The organism is Piscirickettsia litoralis (genome assembly GCF_001720395.1).
Lineage (GTDB): Bacteria > Pseudomonadota > Gammaproteobacteria > Piscirickettsiales > Piscirickettsiaceae > Piscirickettsia > Piscirickettsia litoralis.
Genome location: NZ_MDTU01000001.1, coordinates 3,011,442 through 3,036,562, shown reverse-complemented (window position 1 = coordinate 3,036,562; position 25,121 = coordinate 3,011,442). Strand labels below are relative to the sequence as shown.

At 40.0% G+C, this 25,121-nt stretch carries 28 protein-coding genes and 1 pseudogene; 10 read left to right on the top strand and 19 right to left on the bottom strand.

The annotated features are described in order from the left end of the window. From BGC07_RS23520 to tssB, 3 genes are all read right to left on the bottom strand, one after another. Nucleotides 1-150: type VI secretion system contractile sheath domain-containing protein (locus tag BGC07_RS23520; protein WP_268801722.1), on the bottom strand; the 150-nt coding region annotated here is incomplete at its 3' end. Beyond that, entirely contained in the window at nucleotides 83-988 is a 906-nt protein-coding gene (locus BGC07_RS15000; protein ID WP_069313751.1) for a type VI secretion system contractile sheath domain-containing protein, read from the bottom strand. The genes BGC07_RS15000 and BGC07_RS23520, both read right to left, overlap by 68 nt. 38 nt (nucleotides 989-1,026) lie before the next feature. Continuing rightward, nucleotides 1,027-1,512 carry a type VI secretion system contractile sheath small subunit gene (gene tssB, locus BGC07_RS14995; RefSeq protein ID WP_235603304.1) on the bottom strand — a complete coding sequence of 162 codons (486 nt, stop codon included), beginning with the start codon at nucleotides 1,510-1,512 and terminating at the stop codon, nucleotides 1,027-1,029. An 898-nt stretch (nucleotides 1,513-2,410) separates the two neighbouring features. On the opposite strand from tssB, the gene BGC07_RS14990 reads away from it, so the two are divergent. Further along, nucleotides 2,411-2,635 (top strand): DUF378 domain-containing protein, encoded by a 225-nt coding sequence (locus tag BGC07_RS14990; protein WP_069313750.1) that lies wholly within the window; start codon nucleotides 2,411-2,413, stop codon nucleotides 2,633-2,635. A 62-nt stretch (nucleotides 2,636-2,697) separates the two neighbouring features. Here the strand turns inward: BGC07_RS14990 and BGC07_RS14985 are convergent, their stop codons facing one another. From BGC07_RS14985 to BGC07_RS14970, 6 genes and pseudogenes are all read right to left on the bottom strand, one after another. Continuing rightward, nucleotides 2,698-3,045, bottom strand: a complete 348-nt coding sequence (locus BGC07_RS14985) for a hypothetical protein (RefSeq protein ID WP_069313749.1) — start codon at nucleotides 3,043-3,045, stop codon at nucleotides 2,698-2,700. Nucleotides 3,046-3,244: 199 nt separating this feature from the next. Continuing rightward, nucleotides 3,245-3,565: a penicillin-binding transpeptidase domain-containing protein gene (locus BGC07_RS23515; protein ID WP_268801684.1), complete on the bottom strand. Its 321-nt coding sequence runs from the start codon at nucleotides 3,563-3,565 to the stop codon at nucleotides 3,245-3,247. Further along, complete coding sequence (locus BGC07_RS14980; protein WP_268801683.1) at nucleotides 3,540-4,550, bottom strand: peptidoglycan D,D-transpeptidase FtsI family protein; 1,011 nt, start codon at nucleotides 4,548-4,550, stop codon at nucleotides 3,540-3,542. Before BGC07_RS14980 ends, BGC07_RS23515 begins: the two co-directional genes overlap by 26 nt. Further along, a complete protein-coding gene (locus BGC07_RS22705; protein WP_235603301.1) occupies nucleotides 4,537-5,040 on the bottom strand; it encodes a penicillin-binding protein 2 in 504 nt (167 codons plus the stop codon). Before BGC07_RS22705 ends, BGC07_RS14980 begins: the two co-directional genes overlap by 14 nt. A 207-nt stretch (nucleotides 5,041-5,247) precedes the next feature. Continuing rightward, a complete protein-coding gene (gene lolD / locus BGC07_RS14975; protein ID WP_069313748.1) occupies nucleotides 5,248-5,967 on the bottom strand; it encodes a lipoprotein-releasing ABC transporter ATP-binding protein LolD in 720 nt (239 codons plus the stop codon). Beyond that, nucleotides 5,960-7,199 (bottom strand): annotated as a pseudogene (locus tag BGC07_RS14970) (lipoprotein-releasing ABC transporter permease subunit). The gene lolD and the pseudogene BGC07_RS14970 overlap by 8 nt, the downstream one beginning before the upstream one ends. Before the next feature lie 106 nt (nucleotides 7,200-7,305). On the opposite strand from BGC07_RS14970, the gene BGC07_RS14965 reads away from it, so the two are divergent. The 6 genes from BGC07_RS14965 to BGC07_RS14945 are packed head-to-tail and all read left to right on the top strand — an operon-like array spanning nucleotide 7,306 to nucleotide 14,847. Further along, nucleotides 7,306-8,178 carry an agmatine deiminase family protein gene (locus tag BGC07_RS14965; RefSeq protein ID WP_235603299.1) on the top strand — a complete coding sequence of 291 codons (873 nt, stop codon included), beginning with the start codon at nucleotides 7,306-7,308 and terminating at the stop codon, nucleotides 8,176-8,178. Further along, the gene (locus BGC07_RS22700; RefSeq protein ID WP_235603297.1) at nucleotides 8,156-8,371 is read left to right on the top strand and encodes an agmatine deiminase family protein; all 216 of its coding nucleotides are present in this window, start codon (nucleotides 8,156-8,158) and stop codon (nucleotides 8,369-8,371) included. The genes BGC07_RS14965 and BGC07_RS22700 overlap by 23 nt, the downstream gene beginning before the upstream one ends. Before the next feature lie 23 nt (nucleotides 8,372-8,394). After that, nucleotides 8,395-9,285, top strand: a complete 891-nt coding sequence (locus BGC07_RS14960) for a carbon-nitrogen hydrolase (RefSeq protein ID WP_069313747.1) — start codon at nucleotides 8,395-8,397, stop codon at nucleotides 9,283-9,285. A 51-nt stretch (nucleotides 9,286-9,336) separates the two neighbouring features. Next, nucleotides 9,337-10,602 (top strand): hypothetical protein, encoded by a 1,266-nt coding sequence (locus BGC07_RS14955; RefSeq protein WP_069313746.1) that lies wholly within the window; start codon nucleotides 9,337-9,339, stop codon nucleotides 10,600-10,602. 33 nt (nucleotides 10,603-10,635) lie between these two features. After that, nucleotides 10,636-14,136: a transcription-repair coupling factor gene (mfd, locus tag BGC07_RS14950; protein ID WP_069313745.1), complete on the top strand. Its 3,501-nt coding sequence runs from the start codon at nucleotides 10,636-10,638 to the stop codon at nucleotides 14,134-14,136. A gap of 27 nt (nucleotides 14,137-14,163) precedes the next feature. Further along, nucleotides 14,164-14,847, top strand: a complete 684-nt coding sequence (locus tag BGC07_RS14945) for a CsiV family protein (protein WP_235603295.1) — start codon at nucleotides 14,164-14,166, stop codon at nucleotides 14,845-14,847. A gap of 69 nt (nucleotides 14,848-14,916) precedes the next feature. Here BGC07_RS14945 and BGC07_RS14940 read toward each other — a convergent pair whose 3' ends face one another. The 10 genes from BGC07_RS14940 to BGC07_RS14890 all read right to left on the bottom strand — a co-directional run bounded on the left by BGC07_RS14940 (nucleotide 14,917) and on the right by BGC07_RS14890 (nucleotide 22,713). Continuing rightward, nucleotides 14,917-15,396 (bottom strand): hypothetical protein, encoded by a 480-nt coding sequence (locus BGC07_RS14940; RefSeq protein ID WP_139121721.1) that lies wholly within the window; start codon nucleotides 15,394-15,396, stop codon nucleotides 14,917-14,919. Nucleotides 15,397-15,727: 331 nt separating this feature from the next. Then, nucleotides 15,728-16,270, bottom strand: a complete 543-nt coding sequence (locus tag BGC07_RS14935) for an iron transporter (protein WP_069313743.1) — start codon at nucleotides 16,268-16,270, stop codon at nucleotides 15,728-15,730. Between the two features lie 17 nt (nucleotides 16,271-16,287). After that, nucleotides 16,288-17,598, bottom strand: a complete 1,311-nt coding sequence (locus BGC07_RS14930) for a 4Fe-4S binding protein (RefSeq protein ID WP_077216939.1) — start codon at nucleotides 17,596-17,598, stop codon at nucleotides 16,288-16,290. A 248-nt stretch (nucleotides 17,599-17,846) separates the two neighbouring features. Continuing rightward, nucleotides 17,847-18,674 carry an FTR1 family iron permease gene (locus BGC07_RS14920; protein WP_158006966.1) on the bottom strand — a complete coding sequence of 276 codons (828 nt, stop codon included), beginning with the start codon at nucleotides 18,672-18,674 and terminating at the stop codon, nucleotides 17,847-17,849. Nucleotides 18,675-18,699: 25 nt separating this feature from the next. Next, nucleotides 18,700-19,098 carry a hypothetical protein gene (locus BGC07_RS14915; protein ID WP_069313739.1) on the bottom strand — a complete coding sequence of 133 codons (399 nt, stop codon included), beginning with the start codon at nucleotides 19,096-19,098 and terminating at the stop codon, nucleotides 18,700-18,702. A 340-nt stretch (nucleotides 19,099-19,438) separates the two neighbouring features. Beyond that, nucleotides 19,439-20,041 (bottom strand): class I SAM-dependent methyltransferase, encoded by a 603-nt coding sequence (locus BGC07_RS23510; RefSeq protein WP_069313738.1) that lies wholly within the window; start codon nucleotides 20,039-20,041, stop codon nucleotides 19,439-19,441. Then, on the bottom strand, nucleotides 20,025-20,426 hold the full coding sequence (locus BGC07_RS23505) for a class I SAM-dependent methyltransferase (protein WP_069313737.1): 402 nt from the start codon (nucleotides 20,424-20,426) through the stop codon (nucleotides 20,025-20,027). Before BGC07_RS23505 ends, BGC07_RS23510 begins: the two co-directional genes overlap by 17 nt. An 87-nt stretch (nucleotides 20,427-20,513) precedes the next feature. Next, complete coding sequence (locus BGC07_RS14900; protein WP_069313736.1) at nucleotides 20,514-21,542, bottom strand: MFS transporter; 1,029 nt, start codon at nucleotides 21,540-21,542, stop codon at nucleotides 20,514-20,516. Further along, complete coding sequence (locus tag BGC07_RS14895; RefSeq protein WP_077216936.1) at nucleotides 21,535-22,044, bottom strand: MFS transporter; 510 nt, start codon at nucleotides 22,042-22,044, stop codon at nucleotides 21,535-21,537. The genes BGC07_RS14900 and BGC07_RS14895 overlap by 8 nt, the downstream gene beginning before the upstream one ends. A gap of 309 nt (nucleotides 22,045-22,353) precedes the next feature. Then, on the bottom strand, nucleotides 22,354-22,713 hold the full coding sequence (locus BGC07_RS14890; protein ID WP_069313734.1) for a hypothetical protein: 360 nt from the start codon (nucleotides 22,711-22,713) through the stop codon (nucleotides 22,354-22,356). 310 nt (nucleotides 22,714-23,023) lie between these two features. Here BGC07_RS14890 and BGC07_RS14885 point away from each other — a divergent pair, with 310 nt between their 5' ends. The 3 genes from BGC07_RS14885 to BGC07_RS14875 form a co-directional block, all read left to right on the top strand. Further along, nucleotides 23,024-24,301 carry an MFS transporter gene (locus tag BGC07_RS14885; protein WP_077216935.1) on the top strand — a complete coding sequence of 426 codons (1,278 nt, stop codon included), beginning with the start codon at nucleotides 23,024-23,026 and terminating at the stop codon, nucleotides 24,299-24,301. After that, nucleotides 24,298-24,936, top strand: a complete 639-nt coding sequence (locus BGC07_RS14880; protein ID WP_069313732.1) for a peptidoglycan DD-metalloendopeptidase family protein — start codon at nucleotides 24,298-24,300, stop codon at nucleotides 24,934-24,936. Before BGC07_RS14885 ends, BGC07_RS14880 begins: the two co-directional genes overlap by 4 nt. Beyond that, nucleotides 24,936-25,121, top strand: a 186-nt coding sequence (locus tag BGC07_RS14875; protein WP_449421084.1) for a lipoyl protein ligase domain-containing protein, incomplete at its 3' end; no start/stop codon positions are given. The genes BGC07_RS14880 and BGC07_RS14875, both read left to right, overlap by 1 nt.

Sequence of the window (25,121 nt, the reverse complement as noted above, 5' to 3'; positions counted from 1 at the left end):
CACATTAAACGTCGGTGTTGCTAAACCTTCGATTAGCCCCCCACCTTTAGGGCCGCGGATTTGCTGGCACCAACCATTTAATTCAAAAGCACGTGTTAAGTTTTTTCGCAAATAAAATGGCAGAATTTCCCCATAAATAATCCTGATCATCAAAGTAATTCATACCTTCTTTAAATGTCTTTAGTGCTTTCCCTGCGGGGTTAGTTAGTGGGTCATAAGGAACTCGTAACAAATAACGAGGTAAGGTTAAACCAATATAAGTTGCCTGCTCTGTTTTTCTAAACTTATTCCATGCGCCAAATTTAGGATGAGATGTGAGCCCTTCTAAATCAGTAATTAGTGAAAGTTCTTCAATTGAGTTGCAATCAAACAATTGTGGTGATGCACTACTTACAAAAGGAGCATGTGAAACTGTAGCAACCTTGCCCATTGCAGATAACCAAGCGATATCTTCAGGTGTCCGAGTAAACTCATATAAACCAATCATTGAACCATAAGGCTCACCACCAAACTGGTCATATTCTTTTACATACACTTTTTTAAATAGATCAGCCCCAGTGATGTCAATACTATTACAATCAAAGTCCTCTTCTAGCTCTTCTTTTGTAACATCTAATAAATCAATCTTGATATTTGCCTGAAAATTGGTATCTTTGACCAAATCATCAATAGCAACCCAAGTTGATTCTAACGTCTTAAATTTAGGATGAGCTAAAACTTCATTAACCTGCTCTGAAATTAAATTATCTATTTTATCTAAAATATTTTGAATGAGCCCCTTATTAAAGCTTTCTAGGTTTTCAGTATTTGCAAATAGTAAGCAAAGACTTGCAACCAGTCGCTCCTCATCAGTATAACTTTTACCAATGACTTCAAAACTATCACCTTCAACAAGAGATTCATTTTTGTAAGATGATTCACTCAAATTCAAAGTATTAAATAATGCATTGATATTTGTTGCTTGTTGCACCTGAGCTTCTGCTTCCATAGCTTCCTCCTATTACTTAAACTTTAAATTTTTCTAATTCAGGCAATGTTTTTTTGAAAACTTTCTAATTCATCTTTGTTTTTCACAAGCTCAAGAATAGTGCTACGAAACCGCTTGTTATTATCGACATATGATTCTAGCTCTTTCACCATTCTCTTCATAATTAATAGTGATTGAATCTCTGGAATTTCATTAGCAATAGACTCTGGCTTTAATGATTTCATTGAATTAATGGGTAGATCCACACTAATTATTGGCTTTTTAGCAGGATTGATTTTATTATCGATATCAATTTTTAATGACATCCCCATATCTTTCATCAATGAATCTAGTGAAGCATTCGCACCAATTTCACGGATTTCTCGCTCATCTAAATCAACTTGGCGATCTTTAGAGCTGCCTAGAGAAAGATCCCCCATAACAAGCAGTTTAAAAGGCAATTCTTTATCTTTTTTCTTGCCATTCACCTCAGTCTCATAGTGAATTTTTATTCTTGATTTTGGAATTTGGTCAATAATAGCCATAAATAATACTCCCATTAAGATTAATTATTTAATATAAAAATAAAATAAAAGTCTATAGTAAAAACATCCTATAGTTTTTGACCAGGAAATATATTACTATATTTTCAATTTACTGTTTTTCTTACCTTGAAAGGGTGTTATCTCCTATCAACAAAATCTGTATAGCACAGCACCAAGCGCTTTTTAAACGCATAGAAAAATGTTGAGAGTTTTTGAATTGGACAAGGAGGCCGGTCACATAATTATTCTTTTTATTTTCCATGAATTCGCTCCCCTTTTAAGAACGCCTATAATCTATGGCCAACTTAATCAGTTATCACTTTTATAATTTCTAGTTATATTTATTGATTAGCATGGTCTTAAACTAGCACTGTTCCATCAGATGGTCAACATAGATATTTATTTTTATACCCATAAAAAATATAGACAAAGAAAAAATTTAAATAATTTTTATCATAGACACAGAATGTCGAATAATTTCTTAACACTTAAATTACAATAAATTAACTTTCAAGCCATTTTGACACAGAATTCAAGGTCAACAAGGCTAAAAATACTTATTAAAAATAATAATCTATCTTACTATACTTTTTTTATTAATCCTCTATATGGGAAAATAATAAAAATTATGCAACACCTCCAAAGTAATCCTCACAACACCCTAACAGATTGGCCATTCAATTAATATTAGAAGACTTCGCTTTTCAAATCTCAATAGTAATACTTCAACACTTCTCAACCCCATTGGAGTCGGCACTAGCAATATTTTCATAAAATACAGGGAAACATTTTATTTCAAGTAATAACCCACTAAATAATCCATTTAAGTAAGGCGCTGTGGATAGAACCCTAGAAAAATAGTGTCTAATGGACGAGGAACTTTTATAAGGAGGCCAATATGAAAGCGAACCTACTAGATAAGATTGCCATTATTTTAGTTGTAATTGGCGGTTTAAACTGGGGACTTGTAGGCCTATTGCAACTTAATCTTATCACGTTGATTTTAGGTGACATCACCGCCTTGGTCAGGATTATTTATATACTTGTTGGCGTTTCAACTTTATGGGTGATTGTGCGCGGTTGGAAATGCATTTTTGGTGGCTGTGGCACAGGTGAGAAATAACAACTAAGGGAGGGTACCCCCTAGCTTATTGCTTTGATTGGTATGGATTTTTATGCTTGATTTTAATTTAATTGACTAGCAGGAATCTTTATGGCTTCTGACTCCCAAAGGTCTTCATCAAAGAAACTCATCACCGCATTTTCAAGCTCATCAATACTTTCTTCTGGAATCGACTTGCCTTTAGTCATCGCAAAGGTCTTTGAGAGCTGAATTAATATATTTTTTAATGCACCGACCTGAGTAAAAACCAAAGCCTCAAAAACATCACTGCCGGAGTCCCCATGCTGCTCTTTATACTCACTAAGTTGCTCATAAGTAACACGATGCAGAGCGTCTGCCATTCTTTTCGCATATTTAGCGGTCTTCACTTTTTCAATTAATTCAATCACATCATCACTTTGATCGCTCATGCTATCTGTCACTCTTTAAATAAATGGAATTTCAAGGAGTGTTAATACTATCACAGCTCCATCGACCAGAGCCACCGACTAAATGCAGAAAAATAACAACAAAATGAAAAATAAGTGATTTTAAATTTAACTCAAAATCAATAGGTTAAAATATATTTAACAGACTCAATGAGTTAATCGAGAGTTTAACTATATGAACTTAAGCAATTGCAACCAAGCGCTCTAATTGAGCACGTGTCATATGCTTCCATTTCTCAACCTGCTCACCTCCAAACGGTTTTACGCCATAAAGCTGTAGCGCCTTACCCATGACCTTAGAGAACACCGGAGCTGCGGAAACACCACCATATTTACTAAAGCGGCCATTTTGAGGATTATCAATAAAAACAACAGCGGCAAACTGAGGGTTATTTAAGGGAGCAATCCCTGCAAAAAACGCATCAAATTTATCTTTATAAAAGCCATTCGGTCCCACTTTATGGGCGGTCCCTGTTTTACCGACCACTTGGTAATTTGGCACATTCGCTAAAATCCCCGTTCCCCCCAGGCTCGACCACAGTGTGCAGCATATTTAGTATTTCTCTAGAGGTTTTTTCCTTAATAACTCGGTAACCAATAGGTGGTTTTTGGCGCTTTAATAACGTCATTGGCAGCTCAATCCCGTTATTGCCGATTGCTGCATAGGCGCGTGCGATTTGTAAAGGCGTTGCTGTAATTGCATAACCAAAGGTCATCGTCGCCCAAACAAAAGGGCTTGGCGCATTAGACATCGTTGGCACATAGCCCATACGCTGCCCTGGAAACTTCACTCCCGTCAGCTGCCCTAAACCAAAATCACTATACGTCTTATAAATATTTTCAGGCGGAAAAGATAAAGCAATCCGTGAAATTCCAACATTACTGGATTTTTTCAACACGCCCGTCGCTGTTAATTGGCCAAAGTTGGCATCATCACGCACACGATGATGCTGAATATAATACCAGCCAGGAGAAGTATCTATGGGTGTATTTGGTGTATAACGACCACTATCTAAGGCCATACTCATAATCAACGGCTTCACTGTTGATCCCGGTTCGAAAACGTCCGTTAAGGCTCGTGCACGCACACCGCTACTCACTCGATCACTCAAATCATTTGGATTAAAGCTTGGTACACTGACCATTGCTAAAACTTCACCCGTATGCACATTCACGAGCACAACCGTCCCAGATTCAGCTTTATTTTCTTCTACAGCTTGCTTTAAGGCTTGATAAGCTTCAGTTTGCAAGCGAATATCAATACTTAATTGCACATCTTGACCACTATGTGGCGCTCTTAGCTGATCAAGTTTTTGAATAATTTGCCCTTTACCGTTGACCCGAACTTTTTCTTTACCTTCTTTATCCATTAATGTTCGGTTATGCTGTAACTCTATACCATCACGGCCCTGGCCTGAAAACCCGGTAAAGCCAACGATCTGTGCAACGCTCGCACCTTGTGGGTAAAAGCGTTTAAAAGACGGCACAATATAAACACCAGTAATTTTCGCAGAGGCTAATTTTTTTAACCATAAAGGGCGGCAGGTCACGCTGCCAAAACCAATAACGCAAATGCTTGTGGGAACGCAGTATCTGCCATAATTCACGCTCATTAACTTCACCCGGTGCAAGCGCCGCAATTTTAGCCACTGATTTTGGCTGTTTCAGTAAGGTCACAGGATCAAGGACAATAGAGTCAACAAGACTACTCACCGCTAACGGCACACCATCTCGATCTAAAATCATGCCTCGATACGCATCAACATTAATAAAGCGCGTGCTCTGTGTCTGCCATGCCCGCTCTAAAAAGGGTCGATCTATCGATTGTAAATAAATCAGTCGCGCAGCAACGGCAATCGCCACACAAGACAATAAGCTAAAAAGTACCCAAAAGCGACCGCGCAATGTCATGACATCATTGTTTTCATTATTATAAAAGGGCCAGTATAATCGCTCTGTTTTTAAAGTACCAGCCAATCCTTTGACTCATAGGCGCTATTCATAAAACCCCCATAAAAATCAAATTAAATATTATTTATAAAAAGCAAGTAAAATAGCGAGATTAAATTAAAAATAAAATAGGGTTTTCAAAAACCCTACCTATAAAAATTTAAATTATATTTTTTAATACTTCAGTTAACTTTAATCAAGCAAGCTCAATCACTGCGTAATAACGACACAGCATTAAACCCTTTGGCTTTGAACTTCACCTCGATGCAGCATTAATGTTCTATCCATTTTAGCGGCGACCTCAGTATCATGAGTCACTACAATAAAGCTCGTGTTAAGCTCACGATTCAAGCTTTGCATTACCTCCATCACCTGCCCGGCGGTCTCCTGGTCCAAGTTGCCAGTCGGCTCATCCGCTAATACACACACGGGTTTAGTCACTAAAGCCCGAGCAATCGCCACACGCTGGCGCTCTCCTCCTGAAAGCTCACCCGGCCGATGACTGGCGCGATGGCTCAAACCCACCTGATCTAATAATTCTAAGGCCTGAGCCTTAGCGACTTTTGTTGTTTTTTTCTGTATCCACAATGGCATCATCACATTTTCAACCGCACTAAATTCAGGCAACAAGTGATGCAGTTGGTAAATAAAACCTAAATGCTGATTACGCCAAGCCTCAATTTTTCGACGACTCAAAGATTGTAAAGGCTGACCTTTCACACAGACTTCACCTTTACTAGGCTGATCCAAGCCACCTAATAAATACAATAAAGTCGTTTTACCCGAACCTGAACTGCCCATAATGGCCAAAGATTCTGCCGCTTTTACCTCCAAGCTCACCTCTTTTAAAACATCAACTGTACGATTACCATCATGAAAGCTCCGCCCTAGCGCCTTACAACTTAAGACAATATCCTGGTGATTATCTAGGCTATTTTTCCCTTTATTACTCATAGCGTAATACCTCCGCAGGCTGAATACGACTGGCTCGCCAAGCAGGATACAAGGTCGCAATAAAACTCATCACCAATGCCGCAACTGTAATGTGAATCACATCTGGCCATTGCACGTCTGAAGGGACAAAATCAATATAATAGACACTCGAACTTAAAAACTGCACATGAAATAAATTCTGAATAAAGTTGACAATTTCTGTCACATTAAAAGCCAAAGCAACACCACCGATCACACCCAGTACAATGCCCATGCCGCCTGTAATCATGCCTTGGACAATGAAGGTATTAATAATCCCTCCAGATGACATTCCCATCGTTCTTAAAATAGCAATATCCGCCTGCTTATCGGTCACTAGCATAACCAAAGTAGACAACATATTAAACACGGCAACAGCAATGATCAGCAGTAAGATAAAAAATCATCATCGTCTTTTCCATTTTCAATGCTTGAAATAAATTCGGGTTTTGCGCTGTCCAGTCCATCGCATTCATGCTTGGCGGTAAATTATGCTGTAAGGCATTCACCACCTGAGGTGCTAGATATAAATTATCCAAACGCAACTGCAACCCTGAAACTTTACCCGGCATATTAAAAACACGTGCAGCATCTTTAATATTCATCAAGGCATAAGAACTATCAAATTGATAGCCAACATGGAAAATGCCCACAACGGTCACCTGCTTTAACCGCGGCAAGAAACCCACTGGCGATAAGCTGGCACTCGGTACCACGACCAGTAATTTGCTGCCAATACTGACGCCTAAGTTCGCAGCCATATTCTGACCTAAAACAATGCCATAGCTTCCAGCTTTTAAATCACTCAACTTTCCTGAAACCATTTTGCTGGCAATTGGCAATACGGTTTTTTCTAATTTCGGGTCGATTCCTTGCACTAAGGCAAAGACATTTGAGCCATTGGCACTCAGCATCCCCTGGCCATTAATCACCGGTGCCACACCAGTCACATGATTGAGCTTAATGAAGCGCTCTCGCCACATCGACCATTGACTTAAACCGCCATCATAACTTGACACTGTCACATGAGGAACCATGCTCAATATCCGCGTCTTAATCTGTTGATCAAAGCCATTCATCACCGAGAGCACGGTAATCAGTACAGCCACCCCCAGTGCAATGCCTATCGTAGACACTAGGGAAATAAAGGAAATAAAGTGATTCTTACGCTTTGCTCGGGTATAACGTAAGCCTAGCCGTATCGGTAATTGCATCAATTCAAGCGACTCTTCAAATAATTAAAACAAAGAGCATAATAACCCGATATATACAGGAGAATAAAGCCTCGCTATAATTTTGGCCTCAAGATGGGGAGAACACATGCAATACCAGTTAATTCCAGAGTGGGCGCCACAACAAGCGGTGATGATCACGTGGCCACATATTCACAGTGACTGGGCAGACACAATGAGAGAGGTCGAGCCTAGTTTTCTTGCCTTAGCCAAAGCCATCACTGACCACCAACCCCTCATCATTACTTGTTATAACCCTGACCATCAAGCTGAAATTACTAACAAACTTACAGCGTTTAACATTAATCTTAACCAGGTTCAGTTCTATACCATCCCGAGCAATGATACTTGGTGCCGTGACTATGGTCCCTTATCAACACGAGATATACACCAAAATCAAATTCAGTTAATCAGCTTTAACTTTAATGCTTGGGGTAATAAGTTCGCTAGTGATCTGGATAATCAAGTAAATACCAACCTTGCTAGACAAAATGCCTTTAACCCTCACCGAATCACTGATCATCCACTTATTCTTGAAGGTGGCAGTGTCGAAACTGATGGGCACGGCACTCTATTAACTACTCGCCGTTGCCTGCTGAACCCAAATCGTAACCCCAAGCTATCAAAACGAGCAATAGAGGCTGAACTTAAAACCACACTCGGCTTTCAACGGATCTTATGGCTAGATCATGGCGAGCTTGTCGGTGATGATACCGACGCCCATATCGATACTCTCGCCCGCTTTTGTGACCCGCATACGATTTGCTATGTTCAGTGCACCGATAAAAATGACCGACAGCACTTTGATGAACTGGCTAAAATGGAGCAAGAACTAAAAGCATTTAAAAACTGCCAAGGTCAGCCTTATCGGCTTGTTCCCCTCCCCCTACCTCATTGCTATCGTGATGATGAAAGCAATGAGCGCTTAGCGAGCAGTTATGCCAAATTTTTTAATTATTAACGATGCCGTACTCGTGCCGACTTATCGAGTCCCAGAAGATAAAGTCGCTTTAAATACATTACAAACTTGCTTTAAAAATCGAAAAATTATCCCCATCGATAGTCGCCCTTTTATCGAACAAGGCGGCAGCTTGCATTGCCTCACCATGCAGATTGCGGCGACCCCACTATCACCCTCATCATTAGAGATATAACTATACGTTTCAAGGATACCTTCATGACCACTCAATCAATTCAAGTCGCGCTGATTCAGCAACAAAAATCAGCAGATGTTAAACAAAACATTGCGGATTGCTTCAAACATATTCGTCAAGCCGCAAATAATGGTGCTCAATTGGTGCTCTTGCAAGAGTTACACAATTCGCTCTATTTTTGCCAAACTGAAGATGTGAATTGCTTTGATCTGGCTGAAACTATTCCGGGCCCAAGTACGAAGGCTTTAGGGGAACTTGCTAAAGAGCTGAATATTGTCATCGTCGCCTCCTTATTTGAAAAGCGTGCCACTGGGCTTTACCATAATACCGCAGTTGTGTTAGAGAGTGATGGCAGCTTAGCAGGTCGCTATCGTAAAATGCATATCCCTGATGATCCTGGCTTTTACGAGAAATTTTACTTTACCCCGGGCGATTTAGGCTTTAACCCTATTCAAACGAGCTTGGGTAAGCTAGGCGTACTGGTCTGCTGGGATCAATGGTATCCAGAAGCCGCCCGCTTAATGGCACTCGCCGGTGCGGATTTATTGCTTTATCCAACCGCCATTGGCTGGGATCCAGAAGATGATAAAGCTGAGCAAGAACGTCAACTGAACGCTTGGACTCAAGTCCAAAAAGGCCATGCGGTGGCGAATGGTCTGCCGGTATTAGTCACTAATCGCACAGGTTTTGAAGCCTCTGCAGATCGCCAAGCTTCAGGGATACAGTTTTGGGGCAATAGTTTTATTGCCGGCCCGCAGGGAGAAATTTTAGCTCAAGCTTCTACTGACCAAGAAGAGATACTCACGGCCACCATCGACCTGAAACGCAGTGAATCGGTTCGTCGTATCTGGCCTTTTTTGCGTGATCGCCGTATTGACGCCTATGAAGATTTAAACCGCCGTTTTCGTGACTAAGATTAAACATATCGAACCCATTAGACCAAACGCAAGCCGAAAGGACCTGTAATGCCCACGATCAAACGTAAAGCCATTTTTAGTATTATCATCTTAGCTGTGCTTGGCTATATCTTCACAACGAGCTACGTGGAGCATATTGCCGATCAAAAAGCAAAGCAATTAATTAAAAATATTAAGTTGAATACCCCGGCTATTTTAAGCATTAATTATGCAAAACTCACCGCCAGCCCGCTCACCTTATACAACAAAACAGTCGCCGTTAAAAATATTGTTATCGTTTTTAAAGACCAGCCGGATAACCCGCTCATTATCGGTCAACTTTCATTAATTTCAGCGGATATAACTCAAACACAACAGCTTGGCTATTTAAAGTTCGCCTTTGAAGATGTGCATTTCAGTCAAAAATTTCACGACAAAAATCTCCCGGCGGCTTTATTGCAATATGGCTTTTTCCGCCACCTTGCCCATTATCTCAACGGTAAATCACCTTATTTTTATGGGCGCTTTAGTTATGATGCAAAGGCCAAACAAGTTGAAATCGTCAATCAAATCACACTAGAAGGCGCAAACTATTATCGTGCTCAAGAGCGCTTAAATCACTTTAACTTCAAATTACCCCATCAACCAAGCAACCTTGGCTCATTAGCAAGTGACTTTTTGCATAGCGCAACAAAAAGCCAGCTTGAGCAGTATTCAGTTAAGGTCCGTATTCCAAACTTTATTGTCCCTACAACACTACAACAATCCTTACCCCATTATATCGGTCGCAGTATTAATAACAGCGATTTTATCGGTCAATTTAATTTATATAAAAATAGAGAAACCAATCAACTGATTTTCCGCAAAGACGGCAAAGAAGTACTAAGAACACGCGTTCGTCAGACTTACCAAACACCGCCCCCATTCAGTTATGGCCGCCCCCCCACATTAAGCAACAATCATGGCAAGCTGATCAATGCAACCGTCAGTTTTCCTCCCTTGGAAAAAACATCAACCCATTTAACGGCTGACCAAAAAGCACGCCTTACTCAAGGTAAAGAGCTCATTGAGTCACTACTTCCAGAAAAAAATATCACTCGCTACCGCCAAGCGCTGCTAAGCTTAATCACCGGTCGACAAATGATTAAACTTGAGTTCACACCTCAGCAAAAGCCAATCAGTGCTTATCAATTTTATCGTCTACTCGCACGCATTGGTCGTTTAGGGTTACAATACCCCAAACAACCTCAAGCCACCTTACCACAATTAAAACGCACAATTTCACCCTGGGTTGATGATATTCATGTCTATCTCCCACCGGTGAAAGGCAGTTAATTTTTTTATAACGATAAGGCTGAAATATTGAACATGAAGCAAATCATCTCCTCTTTACCACAAAAAAAAGGGCTTGTGAAAACATACGGTAATGCAGAAGGTGCAGCCACAGCATTATTAATCGCAGAAGCCTTACAACAACATAATGGCCCAGCATTAATCATTGCCGAAGATACCTTAATGGCAGATCGTTTAGCACGTGAAATTCCCTTCTTTCAGGATGAAAATGATCAAGGTCAACCCAAGCTACAACATTTTCCTGACTGGGAAACCTTACCCTATGATCGCTTCTCAGCGTCAGAGGAGATTCGCTCACAGCGAATTAAAACACTTTATGATTTAAAATATCAGACCCAAACACATTGCATCACATCGATCAACGCTGTTTTGCACTATATTGCTCCTGTCGATGCGTTACTAAAATCAACATTAATGATGAAGGCCGGCGATGCGATGTCTCTTGAGAACTTTCGCCTTGCGCTGACTCAAGCGGGTTATCGTCATGTTGAGCAAGTCTTCGAGCATGGTGAATATGCCTCACGCGGCTCACTGCTTGATATTTTTCCTATGGGGGCAGACACTCCTTTTCGTATCGACTTTTTTGATGATGAAGTCGACAGTATCCGCACCTTTGACAGTGAGACTCAGCGCTCCATCGATAAAGTCAGTCATATTCAATTGCTCCCAGCCTATGAGCACTCGGTTGATGATGAAGCCAAACGCTTATTTCGCAATCAATGGCGTGAGCGTTTCAGCGGTGATTTAAATCGCCACCTACCTTATCAAGATCTTAGCCAAGGCTATGTCCCTGCGGGTATCGAGTATTACCTGCCGCTGTTTTTTAAAGAAAGTGAAACCTTATTTCATTATTTGCCGGATAATACATTAATTATTACCAGTGGCAATTTACAAAAGGCCATCGGTCAATATTGGCAAGAACTCTCCAGCCGTTTTGATCAATATGGCCATGATATCGAATACCCCTTGTTAAAACCAAATGAAATTTGCCTAGACGATAATACTTTCTTTAGCCAACTCAAAAATTTCCCGCGCTTACATGTACAAAACGAATCGATACAAGAATCAGCCGGACGTTATAATGTAGTCACCAATGCACTCCCTAATATCGAAGCCAATGCCTCACTACAATACCCATTCACAAACTTTAAAAGTTTTATTCAAGAAAGCACTCTCAACTTAAACCCTAATCAAAATAATGATACCTATCGAATTTTACTCTGTGTAGATAGCGCCGGTCGCCAGGAAATTTTACTTGAGCAACTAAAACAACATCAGCTCAAACCCAGCCTAGTTATATCTTGGCAAGATTTTTATGACAATAAGAATAACAATGATACTAAAAATAATTTTGCTATTACCGTGCACCCACTCACTGAAAGCGTCAGTCTAGCTGAGCTTGGCATTAGTATTATTACTGAAAGTGCCTTATTTGGTCAGCATACCACTCCACAAAGTCAAAAAGCACGCCGCGTCATCGATCCAGATACGATTATTAAAAACCTGACAGAGCTTAACATTGGCGATGCCGTTGTGCATATCGAGCATGGCATCGGCCGTTACTTAGGTTTACAAACAATTGAAGCCGATGGGCAGCCGGCTGAATATTTAACCCTAGAATATGCCGGCGAATCTAAACTGTATGTCCCGGTCACTTCCTTGCATTTAATTAACCGCTATACCGGCGCGGCTGAATCTGCTCCTGCTTTAAATCGCTTAGGCACCGAGCAATGGAGCAAAGCACGCCGCAAAGCCATAGAAAAAGCCCGTGATACCGCGGCAGAACTCCTCGAGCTCTATGCTAAACGTGAAGCCCAAAGTGGCTTTAGCTTTCCCGCGCCTGATGATGAATACCAGCAATTTGCCAATGAATTTGCCTTTGAAGAAACCGAAGATCAGCAAAAGGCAATCATCAGCGTTAATGCCGATATGCAAAACAAACGACCAATGGATCGCTTGGTCTGTGGCGATGTTGGCTTTGGTAAAACAGAAGTCGCCATGCGCGCAGCATTTCAAGCAGCAAATAGTGGCAAACAAGTAGCGATTCTTGTCCCCACAACGCTCCTTGCCCAGCAACACCATCAAAGCTTTAGCGATCGCTTTGCCAATTGGCCAATTAAAGTCGGTATACTATCGCGTTTTCAGTCATCTAAAGCCCAAGGTATTATTAAACAAATTGAAGGCGGCCAACTGGATATCATTATCGGCACTCATAAATTACTGAGCGAGGGCATAAAATTTAATAATTTGGGTTTACTTATTATTGATGAAGAGCATCGCTTTGGTGTCCGCCAAAAAGAACGCTTAAAACAAATACGCAACAATGTTGATATTCTTGCCCTCACTGCAACACCGATTCCACGAACTTTAAATATGTCAATGGCTGGAATTCGAGATATGTCGATTATTGCCACGCCCCCCGCCAAGCGTCTTGCCATCAAGACCTTTATACGTGAGCGCCAAGATAGCTTAATTCGTGAAGCGATTTTGCGGGAAATTCTCCGTGGTGGCCAAGTGTATGTCTTGCACAATAAAGTCGAAAGTATCGAGCGAATCGCCACAGAAATTGCAGAATTAGTTCCTGAGGCCAATGTGAATACAGCACACGGGCAAATGCGTGAGCGCGAACTTGAAAAGACCATGAGTGATTTTTATCATCACCGTTTTAATGTCTTAGTTTGCACGACCATTATTGAAACAGGCATTGATATCCCATCGGCAAATACCATTATTATTGATCGGGCTGATCACTTAGGTCTTGCTCAATTACACCAATTGCGGGGCCGTGTGGGTCGCTCTCACCATCAAGCCTATGCCTATTTGCTCACCCCTCATCCAAAATCCATGACTAGCGATGCAAAAAAACGCTTAGAAGCGCTTGCCGCAGCAGATACCTTAGGAGCTGGATTTATTTTGGCCACCCATGATTTGGAAATTCGCGGTGCTGGTGAAATCTTAGGCGAAGGTCAAAGCGGACATATTCAATCGGTCGGCTACAGTCTCTATATGGATATTCTCGATCGTGCAGTAAAAGCCATGAAACAAGGAAAAACCTTGAGCCTAGACGATAAACTTAATGAGCAAACAGAAATTAACCTCCATGTTCCAGCATTAATCCCTGATGATTATATGCCTGATGTGCATATGCGTTTAACACTGTATAAACGCATTGCTAGTGCCGAGAATAATAACGCCTTGGATAACTTACAAGTTGAGATGATTGACCGCTTTGGTTTACTGCCAAAGCAGTGCAACACTCTCTTTGCTGTCACTCGCTTAAAATTACAAGCCCAAGCCCTCGGTATTCGAAAGATTGAAGCTAATGCAGCCCAAGGTAGTATTATTTTTGATAAAGAACCTAACATTAATACCGCAGAGCTTATCTCGCTTATACAAAAGCAAGCACATATTTATCGCTTAGAAGGCGCAGAGCGACTAAAATTTAAGGTAAATATGACAGAGTATAAAAAACGCTTAAGCACTGTTGAAGATTTGCTCAAAAAATTAGTTGCGTAATTTCATGATTCATACATGGAGATCACGATGAGAAATCAAGGAAGATTTTCTGCCATTATTGCCAGTCTACTGATGATCTTCTGGACTTTTAGCCACGCAACATCACCGCCTAACAGCTCAAAAAATAACTGGTATAAGGTCGAATTGCTCATTCTCGAGCATAAAGGCAACATTGATGAACAAGGCCAGCACGTTGTCCCCCTCACCTTACCCAAGCAAGCGATCCATCTTAATGATCACCTGACAACCACAAATCCACACTGGTCCCTCTTACCTGCCAGTGAATCTTTCAAACAGGCTTCTCTGCGAATTGCCAAACACCCTTCTCGCTATCACATTCTTTTTCGATCAGCATGGCTACAGGATAATTTTCAAAAACAACCTCTCACCATAGAAACAGGTGATAACCTAACTCCAATTGCCGTTGCTAAAAAAGAAGTCATCGTATTAAAAGGACCTCTTTGGCAATTGGAGGGCAGTTTGCACATCAAAAAGCAACGCACTTTCAACACTCACCTGAATTTTGCATTCCGCATGCTTAGCGCTCAAGACCAACTTGTTGAATATGACATTAATGAATATCGCAGCCTAAAGCTCAATAAAATTCACTATTTCGACAATCCCGCCTTTGGAGTTTTAATGAGGATCAGCAAGGCCGAATCGCCAAAAGAAAAGGCTATCACAGAACCAGGGTTCGAGCACAGCACGTAATATCTACTCTAAAAATGTATTCATCAATTGAGTTCTTTGATAGGACCAGTGTGTTTTTAGTGAGAGAAATTAAGTAGCTGGAATAGTTTTAATCTCGTCAACAAACTGTGTCGACTCCTTAAGTTTGCTTGGCTTATTACCTAAAACACATTGAAAAGCATACAGTTTGTCTACCTCATTGTACTGTGGAGAGTTACACTTGACTTTAATTCCGCTAGAAATAACCTCAATCTGGGCACTACCATAAAGCTTAGCGTCTAACATTAGGTAACTGTTCAGCATATCTTTGCGCTTCACTGCTAACTTAACGACAGAAAAACGCCTGAGGCAATCAATTTTACTTGTTACCCAATGAACCTCAGAGAATTTGTTCTTTTTAAGTTCTAGGCTTGTAGGTGCGATATAGCGTATGCACTTGGTCTGTGTGACATCAAAGTGAATACTCTCAGCTAATTGATTAAGAATTGTCATCCGGTATGAGTTAGAGCGCTCTGCTAAAACAGGTATGCTAAAAATCAGTGTTAGTACAAATATATAGCAACGATTCATAGGTTATTTTACCCAAAAATCAATGAGTGCTAACTATAAATTATAGTTTTTAATTTTTGAGCTTAAGCGGTTAAGTCTACTGCAAATTTCACACTATTTTCATCAACTTCTTAAATTCAAGGCTTGAGCTAATTTTTTAACTTTAGCTTATCCCGCTCATTGCTTTATACCTCACATAAACTCATTATAAGTCATAAAGATAGAAATTATTGGACCGAAAAAATAGCGCAAAAAAAATTTAACAGCGTGGATAAAGACCACTGAAGGCTGTGCACTGTAAAAGTCAACTCATCCTTGAGTCTCGACTATTGCTAAATAGGTTCACCTAGTATTAATAGCCACCGGCCTTACCAGAACCAATATAAGTAAATGATCCTTTAACGCCAAAAGGCTGGAAAAATGCGCCAACGCCTGATTCTTTATCGGTATGACGCATAAAGCCATTCCAATCAGGCGGATCAATATGGCAAATTTCATCGTATTTACCTGCACCATCCAGCTGGACATTGCGACCATAGTGCGGTCCATCATTCGCGACCATCTTCATCATTGAAAAGACAATGCGCCAATCTGAATTTTGCTTACTGATCGTGCAAGCAACATTTGCATCTGGAATCCAACCGCCTGCACCAAAACCCATCGTACTGCCTTTAATCTGATGCATATCGACTTCATTATGGATATCAGGTTTCGCATTTTCATCCATCGTTGGCATTGGTGACATCGTTACAGGTTCGATCCAAACAATTGCCGCTTCCACCTTGTTTTGATAAATTTTAGGCTTAGCAATGGGATGATCCCCTGCAAATGCAGGCAACATGGGTAAACACCCCAAACCCACCATAGCCAGCTTAGACTTACAGATTTTTTTCATTGTAATACCTCGAAAAATTAACCGGGAGTAATAATGTGTTGTCTTATTTGTTCAACTTCTGACATTGGCGCATGCCCTAAAATAGCCGGCCACCACAGATACAGCATCATGCCGATATTGATTAATACAATACCCATTGATATTGTTCTTTTCAGTGTGTTCTTATTCACCCTCCTTACGGTCTGCCACGTTAATTGCAATGTCCACAACATGCTTGCTAACAGCATCAACAACTTAATCCACATGGCAATATCCAACGACATCCCAAAATCATGATGCATGACCTCGAAAAACTTACCGCACAGACCAATCACAATCGATAAAGTAGCAGTCGGTATATTTTGGTAAACAAGTGCTATGAATGTATTTTTAAATGTATAAATTTCTCGTTGACTGTGGTGGGGCTGAATAACCCAAGTCGCTAAGCTAATAATCAAAATTGAAGCCAGGCCAATGATTAAAGAATAAGCCAGCATGTAAACAGTGACAAAACTCACATCTAGCCAACTAAAGTGCTGGTTCCAGGTTTGCGAGCCCAACCATGAAACCGCCGGGTTGAAAATCCAAAAGCTGTTATGATTAATAAACCATGTGCCGATCATCTGGCGATATTGCTCATACTGATTTAAAATCAACCATAGAAAACCACCTGCCGCAAGACCTGGACTGAATAAGATAAAAACAATTTCTGACCAATTTGGCTGAGAATTTAATATATTATTAACTTCTGTACCCGCTTTTCTTTTATATAAACCTAGCCCGGCTTTTTCTTTACCATAAGCACATTGACCACAGCTAATACAGTTACTAGTATCTGTTTTGTAACGTAGATTATAATCTGTCGGACATAAGCGCCCTTCAACATAATAACTTTTATCTTTTGGTAGTTTAGGAATAGCTTTATTCGCTCTAAAATCAAGCATGCCCAACCTTGAAACCACACCTAAAATTTTACCAATTGGACAAAAATAACGACACCAAGGACGACTCTTATTTTTACCATAAATGAAGCCGATAATAATCGCCAAAGCAAAAATATAAAGAAATAGCTTTGCTAACCCCGCAGGGTCATCTCTGACATCAAGTGTTTGGCCTAATATGGTGACGATAATAAACATGATAATAAGCCAACCATTCCACTTCATCCATTTTGGAATCGCACGCTTAAAACCAAATTTTCCAGCCCATTGCGATAATGCGCCCAAAGGGCACAATATACCACACCAAAGCCTGCCAAAAGGAATCACAGAGAACAGGCAAACACCATACCATAAGCCCCAAAACAAAAATTGACTTAGCAATATCCAATTAGGAAAAAATCGTATCACTTGCGCTCGGTCGCGTAGTAAAAAGAGGAACGATTGTTAAGACAAGAAATAACACCAGCATTATAAGCTGGAGATATTTAATCTTACTTTTATGATCATGAAAAAAACGTTCCACTTTTAGTAAGCGAGTCTGATGATTAAACTCGCCTATTGCTTGGCCCTCTTCATTATGTTTGTTATTAATTTTGTCAAACTGGATATTATAATAATTTGCATCAGACTCTATCATGATAATGGTATATTTACATTCAGGCAGAAGCGGCTGATTGCGTTTGACTCAATAGTTTTTTAGCCAAATAAGAAAGCAATAAAGACAAGCTGCTATAAAACTGCTTAATAAATAGCAATCCCGTTGAGGCGAGGAAAATAATCAGAGCAATACCATATTCTTCACTCGCTTGAGCATGAATTAAGTTGCTATTAAACATCCAGTTCACTGGAGTAAAGCCAAGCAAACGACTTTCTTGAAAAGCATTAACTGCATTACCAATACACATCACTGCCAAAATAAAGATCAACAAGGGGGTAATGTTAAAGATAAACCGATTGACTATTTTCCAGCGTGTTGACGATGTTTTATGGAGCCAGAATATCGCCGCTAATAAAACCACTCCTGCGATTAACCCCGCGAATGTTCCTGCTTGCTGCGCAGTATCCCCCTGAAAAAGGCTGTAATAAAATAAAATCGTTTCAGCAAGTTCACGAAATACACTAATAAACGCCATAAATCCTAATGCCGCCACACTCATTTGATGCAATGCATTGTTCGGTTTAAACGTCTCAAAGTTAACATAAAGCAGCATTGCCATCGCAATTAAGCTTGCAAAGGCCTCACTTAATTCACGACCTTGACCAGTAAATAGCGAATGAAACCAAATACAACCAGCTGCTAACACTAAGCCAGCAATCAGTGCAGCGATGCAATTTTTATAAACAACAGGCAATTTATCTTCTCGACCTGATTGCATAAATGCCGAACATAGCATAATAATCACAAGGAGTGCTTCTGTACCTTCTCGCGGAATAATCCAGAATGAAGATGAAAATGCCGCATAAAAATTGCCATTGAAAATCATAAAAATCATACACCTTATCTAGGGCCTAAGCATGCTGGGTTAAATACTTCGCTTCTTTTTGAACTTCATCACACATATTTTTCACAGCGGTGCGAAGTTTTGCTATTTTCTGGGGAGTTGGTGGTGGCGTAATCAGTAATGATAAATTATGAAAATCATCTTCGATTCTAAAAATCTCAGCCGGAGAAACATAAGGACGGTACTTGATCTCCATAATGGAATCATAGACATCCCAATAAGCGCTTTCGGATATGTTATAAGCTTCTTTTATCTTTTTTTCCTGGTAAAGTTTGACGCTCTTATCAAGCATCTGACAAACTTTATTAGCCTGGTCATAATAGAGCGTCGGCTCACCTGCATATGCAGCCGTCGCAACAGTGATGCACAGTGGCAGCAAAAGCTGACATAGTCGTTTTTTTATCATTAGTTATCAAATCCAACATTAAAATCATGTAAAACGACCAAATCATACAACAAATGATAATTATTATCAAATGGTTTTATTTATCATAATAATAATGGTTATTGCAATATATAAAACAGAGCATTCATTTAAAAACAGCGATTAATTATTGATCTTATAGCCCTAAACTTTAATAATATCAGTAGTAATGAAGTCATAAAACAGGTATCTATTCCTAAACTCCTAAAAATATATTTATTTATCAAAAATCTAGCATTAAAGGCGTTGTAGCAGCAGATTAACAACCGAATGCTTAAAAACACCTTCCTCCGGATTTTTAACAATCGCTTGCACTAAACGCTCAAAAAATCACCTCACTACAGGCCTTGGCATCCATTGATATCGCACCTGGAGAAAATAATCCAGCAATCATTGCTGATTCACTAAAGCTGCGAACAAAGTTAATGTAATCTTTTGCATAGGTCTGCGCGTTACCATGCTGCTGATAAGCGGCATAAAATGCATTTGTACCTGACGCTATTTTTGCTACTTTAACCTGCCAAACCTCGGAGCACACAGGCGCTAGATACTCATCTAATGTTCGAGGAACCACTGGAAAAATATAGTCATCATAGACATGCTGGCTCAATATTTTCTCTGCAATCATCCCTTTTAGCACACGACGCATCACAGTAAATAAATCAGCGGCAGAGACGCTAAGCTTGCCCTGGTCATCGATTTCACTAGCGAGGCCAGTTACAAATAATAACCCACCTACTTTAAGCTCCTTACTTCGTGCCGAGATAAATATTTCCCAATCATCGGCTGCTTTCTTTAAGAGTATCTTTTTAAGGTTCGCATCAAGTTGTGATAAGAATAAGCCATCGCCATAAGGCACTTCCGGCTTCGCTGTGAGCCAGTGTACCGCGGCAGAGCTTATCGCAATATCAATCGAAGAATCCATCACTGCTTGGCCAAAAAAATCTATTCGGCACCAACTTTGGTAATGCAATGATCTCTGGTAAACGAAGATAACTTTCTTTATCATTGTAGAGTGCCTTACTTACCTCATTAAAGTCATTGCTTGGCAAATCATTATGCATAACTTCAAATTTCGTAACGTTAAAGCTTTTATTTAAATGGTGGATAATCGCCTTTATATTAGCAATTGAGTTAGCACCTGTACTGCAGCCATAATCGACTAAATGCAAAAACTCATTCTTATTTCTATCCTTAAACCCAGCGCCTGTCAGTGCACCTAGCAATACCTCAAGATACTTCCTATTGTCATCGCGTTGAATTTTAGAGTTTTGGTTATAATCCGAACGCATTCCTGATGTTGATGCCATACTCAATTTTCCTTTTTAAATAATTAAACCATATCAATTAAATGCAGTCTGAAAACAGACAACTAAAATACGGATATTTCCCGTAATTTAGCGATCACAGGCAACTTCAACCCGATTATCGATAAACAGTGAAGAAATTAAAATAATGACAGCAAATGTAATCGATACCAGCATACCGCCGATAAAAGCCTGATCATAAGAAGCTCTTAAGTAGCTCAATAATAATTCAATATTTTTTATAGGTTCAATTTTTAAACTATGGTTATAACCGGCCAAAAGTAGGTGATTAATCGAATTACTACTTAAATGCGACCAATCAGACACCGAGCTGATATAGTGATGAATGCGACTTAAGTCAATACTGTTGACAACCATGCCCATCATTGCAAAGCCAACAGCGCCTCCTAACTGCCTCATCGTATTTAAAATACCCGAGCCTTGACCGTGCTCACGCCGGCTTAAAGATCCCATTGCCCCTAAGACTCCCCCTGGTACAATCAGCCCCCAGCCACAACCAAATAAAAGCATTCCCCCAACAAGGTTTGAATGTGACTTTTCTATAACTCCATATAAAATCCACGCATTACCGATTAAAAATAATATAGCCCCCAACCTCACCGGTAAGTGTAATCCATATTTATCGACCAAACTGCCACTGATTCGAGAGGTCACGCAATAAGGCATTGCTGCAGGTAATAAGTATAAAGCGGCATGAATGGGTGAAAAACCAAGGGAATACTGCATCCATAGTACCCAGAATACCATTCCCAGCGCACACCCTTGTGCCAAAAAGCAAATTAAATTAGAGCATAAAAATGTTTTACGCTTCAGCAGTGCAATTGCTAAAACAGGTGAAGCCACTTTCTTCTCAATGACTATAAATAAACTCATCAAGATTACAGTTAGCGCTATACTGATATAAAAAACTGGGTTTTGCCAGCCTAATTGCGGTACTTCCATCAGTGCAAAAACAACAAGCCCCATGCTAAGAGCAAATAAGATGGCACCACTAAAATCAAATTGGGGTGACGCATCTAAAGAATGAGGTGCTTCTTTTTGAGGCAATGCTTTAATGAGTGAAAAAATACAGATTAAAGAGAGTGGTATATTAATCAAAAAAAGCAGCCGCCAACTCACTAACTGAGTTAAAACTTCCCCCAATCAAAGGCCCGATACCAAGAAAAACCGAACCACAACCAACACACAGACCCAATACTTTACCGCGTTCGTCTTGAGGAATATAACGAGAAATTAAAATAAGATAAGTCGCGAAAGCTAAACTTCCTCCAATCCCCTGTATCACCCTACCCACAATAATCAACCACGCCGATGAGCAAACGGCAATTAATAAAGAAGCTAATAAAAAGATAATAACGCCATATAAGTATTGCCTTCTAACACCTAAGCGCTCCGATAAATAGCCGCAAATCAGCAATAGCATTGATAAGGTTAAGGTGTAAATATTAACCACCCACTGCAACTCAGAAGTTGTTAAGTGCAATGATCGGCTTAACTCTGAGATCACAACACTCAAACCCGTTTTATCAAGAAAGATCATTGACAAAAACGTTGCAATAGAGATCACTAAGTAAAACTGGGCTTTCCTACCAAGCATCATCTCACCTTACCACTAAAAATCGAGTGCTACTATATCACCCTTTCATAGCTTAACCAATAAGTTCAGTCTGGCTTTACTTAAGCTTAGTTTTGAGCCTATTTGAGAGTATTAGCGTAATGCAGTATAGATTAATTTAACGTAAGCCTAACAAATGCTAGCTTGAGCCGTCCCCGATTATAGACAAATAAATAACCACCTCTCAAGCCATAAGAATCTCGATGGAAAAATGCCAAACCACCCAATACAGAGGGACAGCGTAGTATGTCATTACCAAGGAAAACTGTTGGTCTAATTGAATGGGGCTGTCAATCATTCAGGCATCGGTATCACTTTTCTTGCAATATCCATATCAAACTTTAGTTGGGTTTCTAAATAGTTCATAAAAACTTCGCGTGCAATCTCTTTTTGTGCATCTTCAGTAGGACTTTCTAGCCTCATTAAGAACTCTTCATAAATATAATTTCTAAACTCAACCGGCGAATATTTTTTAGAATTATGAATATTATGGCTTGCATCATAAAGCAAATCGATACATTTACCCACTTCTCGATCACACACCGAAAAGACTAACTCGCACAATGGCTCACGATGAAAGGACTCTACAGCCTCTGAATTTCCAGCAGACTCTGCTGCGAACTTTGCTAGTGATTTTTTCTGTCTGGTGAACATAACTTATTCTCCTTGTTCTTTTATAGATGTAGATCATTTTACTTTAAATAACCACTTTCTAAATCATCATTAAAAACAAAGCAAAAATATAATCTAGCAAGCCACACAATCTACATCACAAATGAGCCTCTCACACCGAACCACTTTCACTCAATAGAAGCACAACCACAACCCAAAGAAAGTATATTTAAAATATATATAAATAAAAACAGACAGTTAAAGAATATCTTTCATTAGCACGACCTCTCTTGTAAAATACTCTCCGAGTGTAACACTTGCTTTAATTGAGCACGAAGAGACTTAGGCGATAATGATGAACGGTTCAGCCATAGAGCATTTTGTTTTTAAAGATAATTTATTAAGATTGCTTACCTTATATTCCGTGATCTTTTTGGGCTCTTTAGGCTACTTTATCGTCATGCCCGTCTATGCAGAGCTAATACTAAACCCTTTACATAGCATCTTGCCCCAGCATTTGGATATGCCAGCTCGACGCATTATATTTAGCCTGGTCAGCGCCTTTGCGCCTTTGTTAACCTTATGTATCGCACCTATTATCGGCCACCTATCTGACCGCCTGGGCCGCAAGCAAGTCTTATTATTCTGCTTATCTTTGGCCCTCATCAGCTTCTTACTGCCGATTACAGCGATCTTTATGGGTAGCATCACATTACTATTTATTAGTAATGCAATTAACAGTGCGGCCTCTGCCAGCCAACCTATTGCTCAAGCTGCACTAACAGACATTAGCACAGGCCGTGCAAAAGCCTATTTAATGGGTCTTTCGGCCTCCAGCATGACCGCAGCGATGTCATTTGGCCCTGCCCTTGGCAGCTACCTAATAAAAATTAGCTTCGATGCAACTTTTTGGTGTAGCGCACTTTTTACCCTTATCAATATCATTCTCGTCTACCTGACTTTTCCCCATAAAGCTTCAAACTCAAATCCATTGATATCAACATCAATAACAACCCATCCCCAACAAGAAAAAACAACCTTTTTCGCATCATTTAAGCAATGCTCCTCCCTGGCAATCACCATGCTTGCCCTGGTCTTTTTATGCCAACTCGCCTGGAGTTTTTATTATCAAAATATCGGTTATACCGTCATTAGCATTTGGCACTTATCATTAAGCTCTACTGTCTATCAACACATCATGCTTACAATCGGCATCAGTATGATTTTCTCACTATTGGTGCTTTATCCACTGATCATCCGTATTATAACGATTAAACAATGCCTAAGCTTATGCTTAACTCTCTTTGCTCTCTCCATGATCATTATCAGCCTAACCCATGCGCTTTGGCTCTATAAAATAATGATTATTCCGCTTTCAGCTAGCATAGCAATGGCCTATCCTTGCTATATTGCCACCTTATCCAATGCTTTAAGCAAGCATCACCAAGGCTGGGGGCTTGCACTTGCCGGTGGCTTAATGGGAATCAGCTGGACGGTCAGTGGCTCTTTAAGTGGTATCATCGCCAATATAGACCTTAATTTAGCCAATTGGCTAGCGGTTATCGTGATCATTTTCGCTTTATTATTACTCCTAAAAAATGATAATAAAACCCAAGAAAAAACAGCATGAGTTTAAAACAATTATTAATCAAACACCGTGATCAATTTGGGCCTATTCTGCCCGAAGACCAACAATTTGGCCGTGCTATTATTATTGACTGTAGCCAACCTCTGCAGCCCAACTTAAAGCGCTTTCAAGACTATGAACTCGAAATCGGTCGTTATGCCGAGCAACGTGTTATCTATGATGACTACCAACAAGACGAAAAAAACTATCGAAATATTCACTTAGGCATTGATTTAGGAGTCCCTGAGTACACCTCAGTCTTCACACCATTTGAAGCTACAGTGCACAGCTTTGCCGATAACAACCAACCAGGTGATTATGGCCCTACGATTATTCTGCAACATGTTTTAGACAACCACATTTTTTATACACTATACGGTCATCTAAGTCGCCAAAGCTTAAAGTCACTGCGCACCGGCTCCGTTATCAAAAAAGGACAGTTATTTGCGACTATCGGCTCTGAGAATGAAAATGGCGGTTGGCCTTCTCACCTTCACTTTCAAGTTATTCATGAAATAACAGATGACTGCCCAGGAAATTATCCAGGGATTTGCAGCAAACAAGAACTCGCTTATTACCTAGAGCAATGCCCAAACCCAAATATACTATTAAATCTGCCAGCCCTAAAGGATGAGTGATGAAATTATTTATTTATCAAGCCGCATCACACAACCCACATTTAAACCTCGCCTTTGAAACTTATTTACTCGACAGTGCACCCACAGATGCCCATATCTTATATTTATGGCGCAATAGCGATGTAATTGTGATTGGCCGCTCACAAAACCCTTGGTTAGAATGCCATACTCGAAAAAATGGCAGA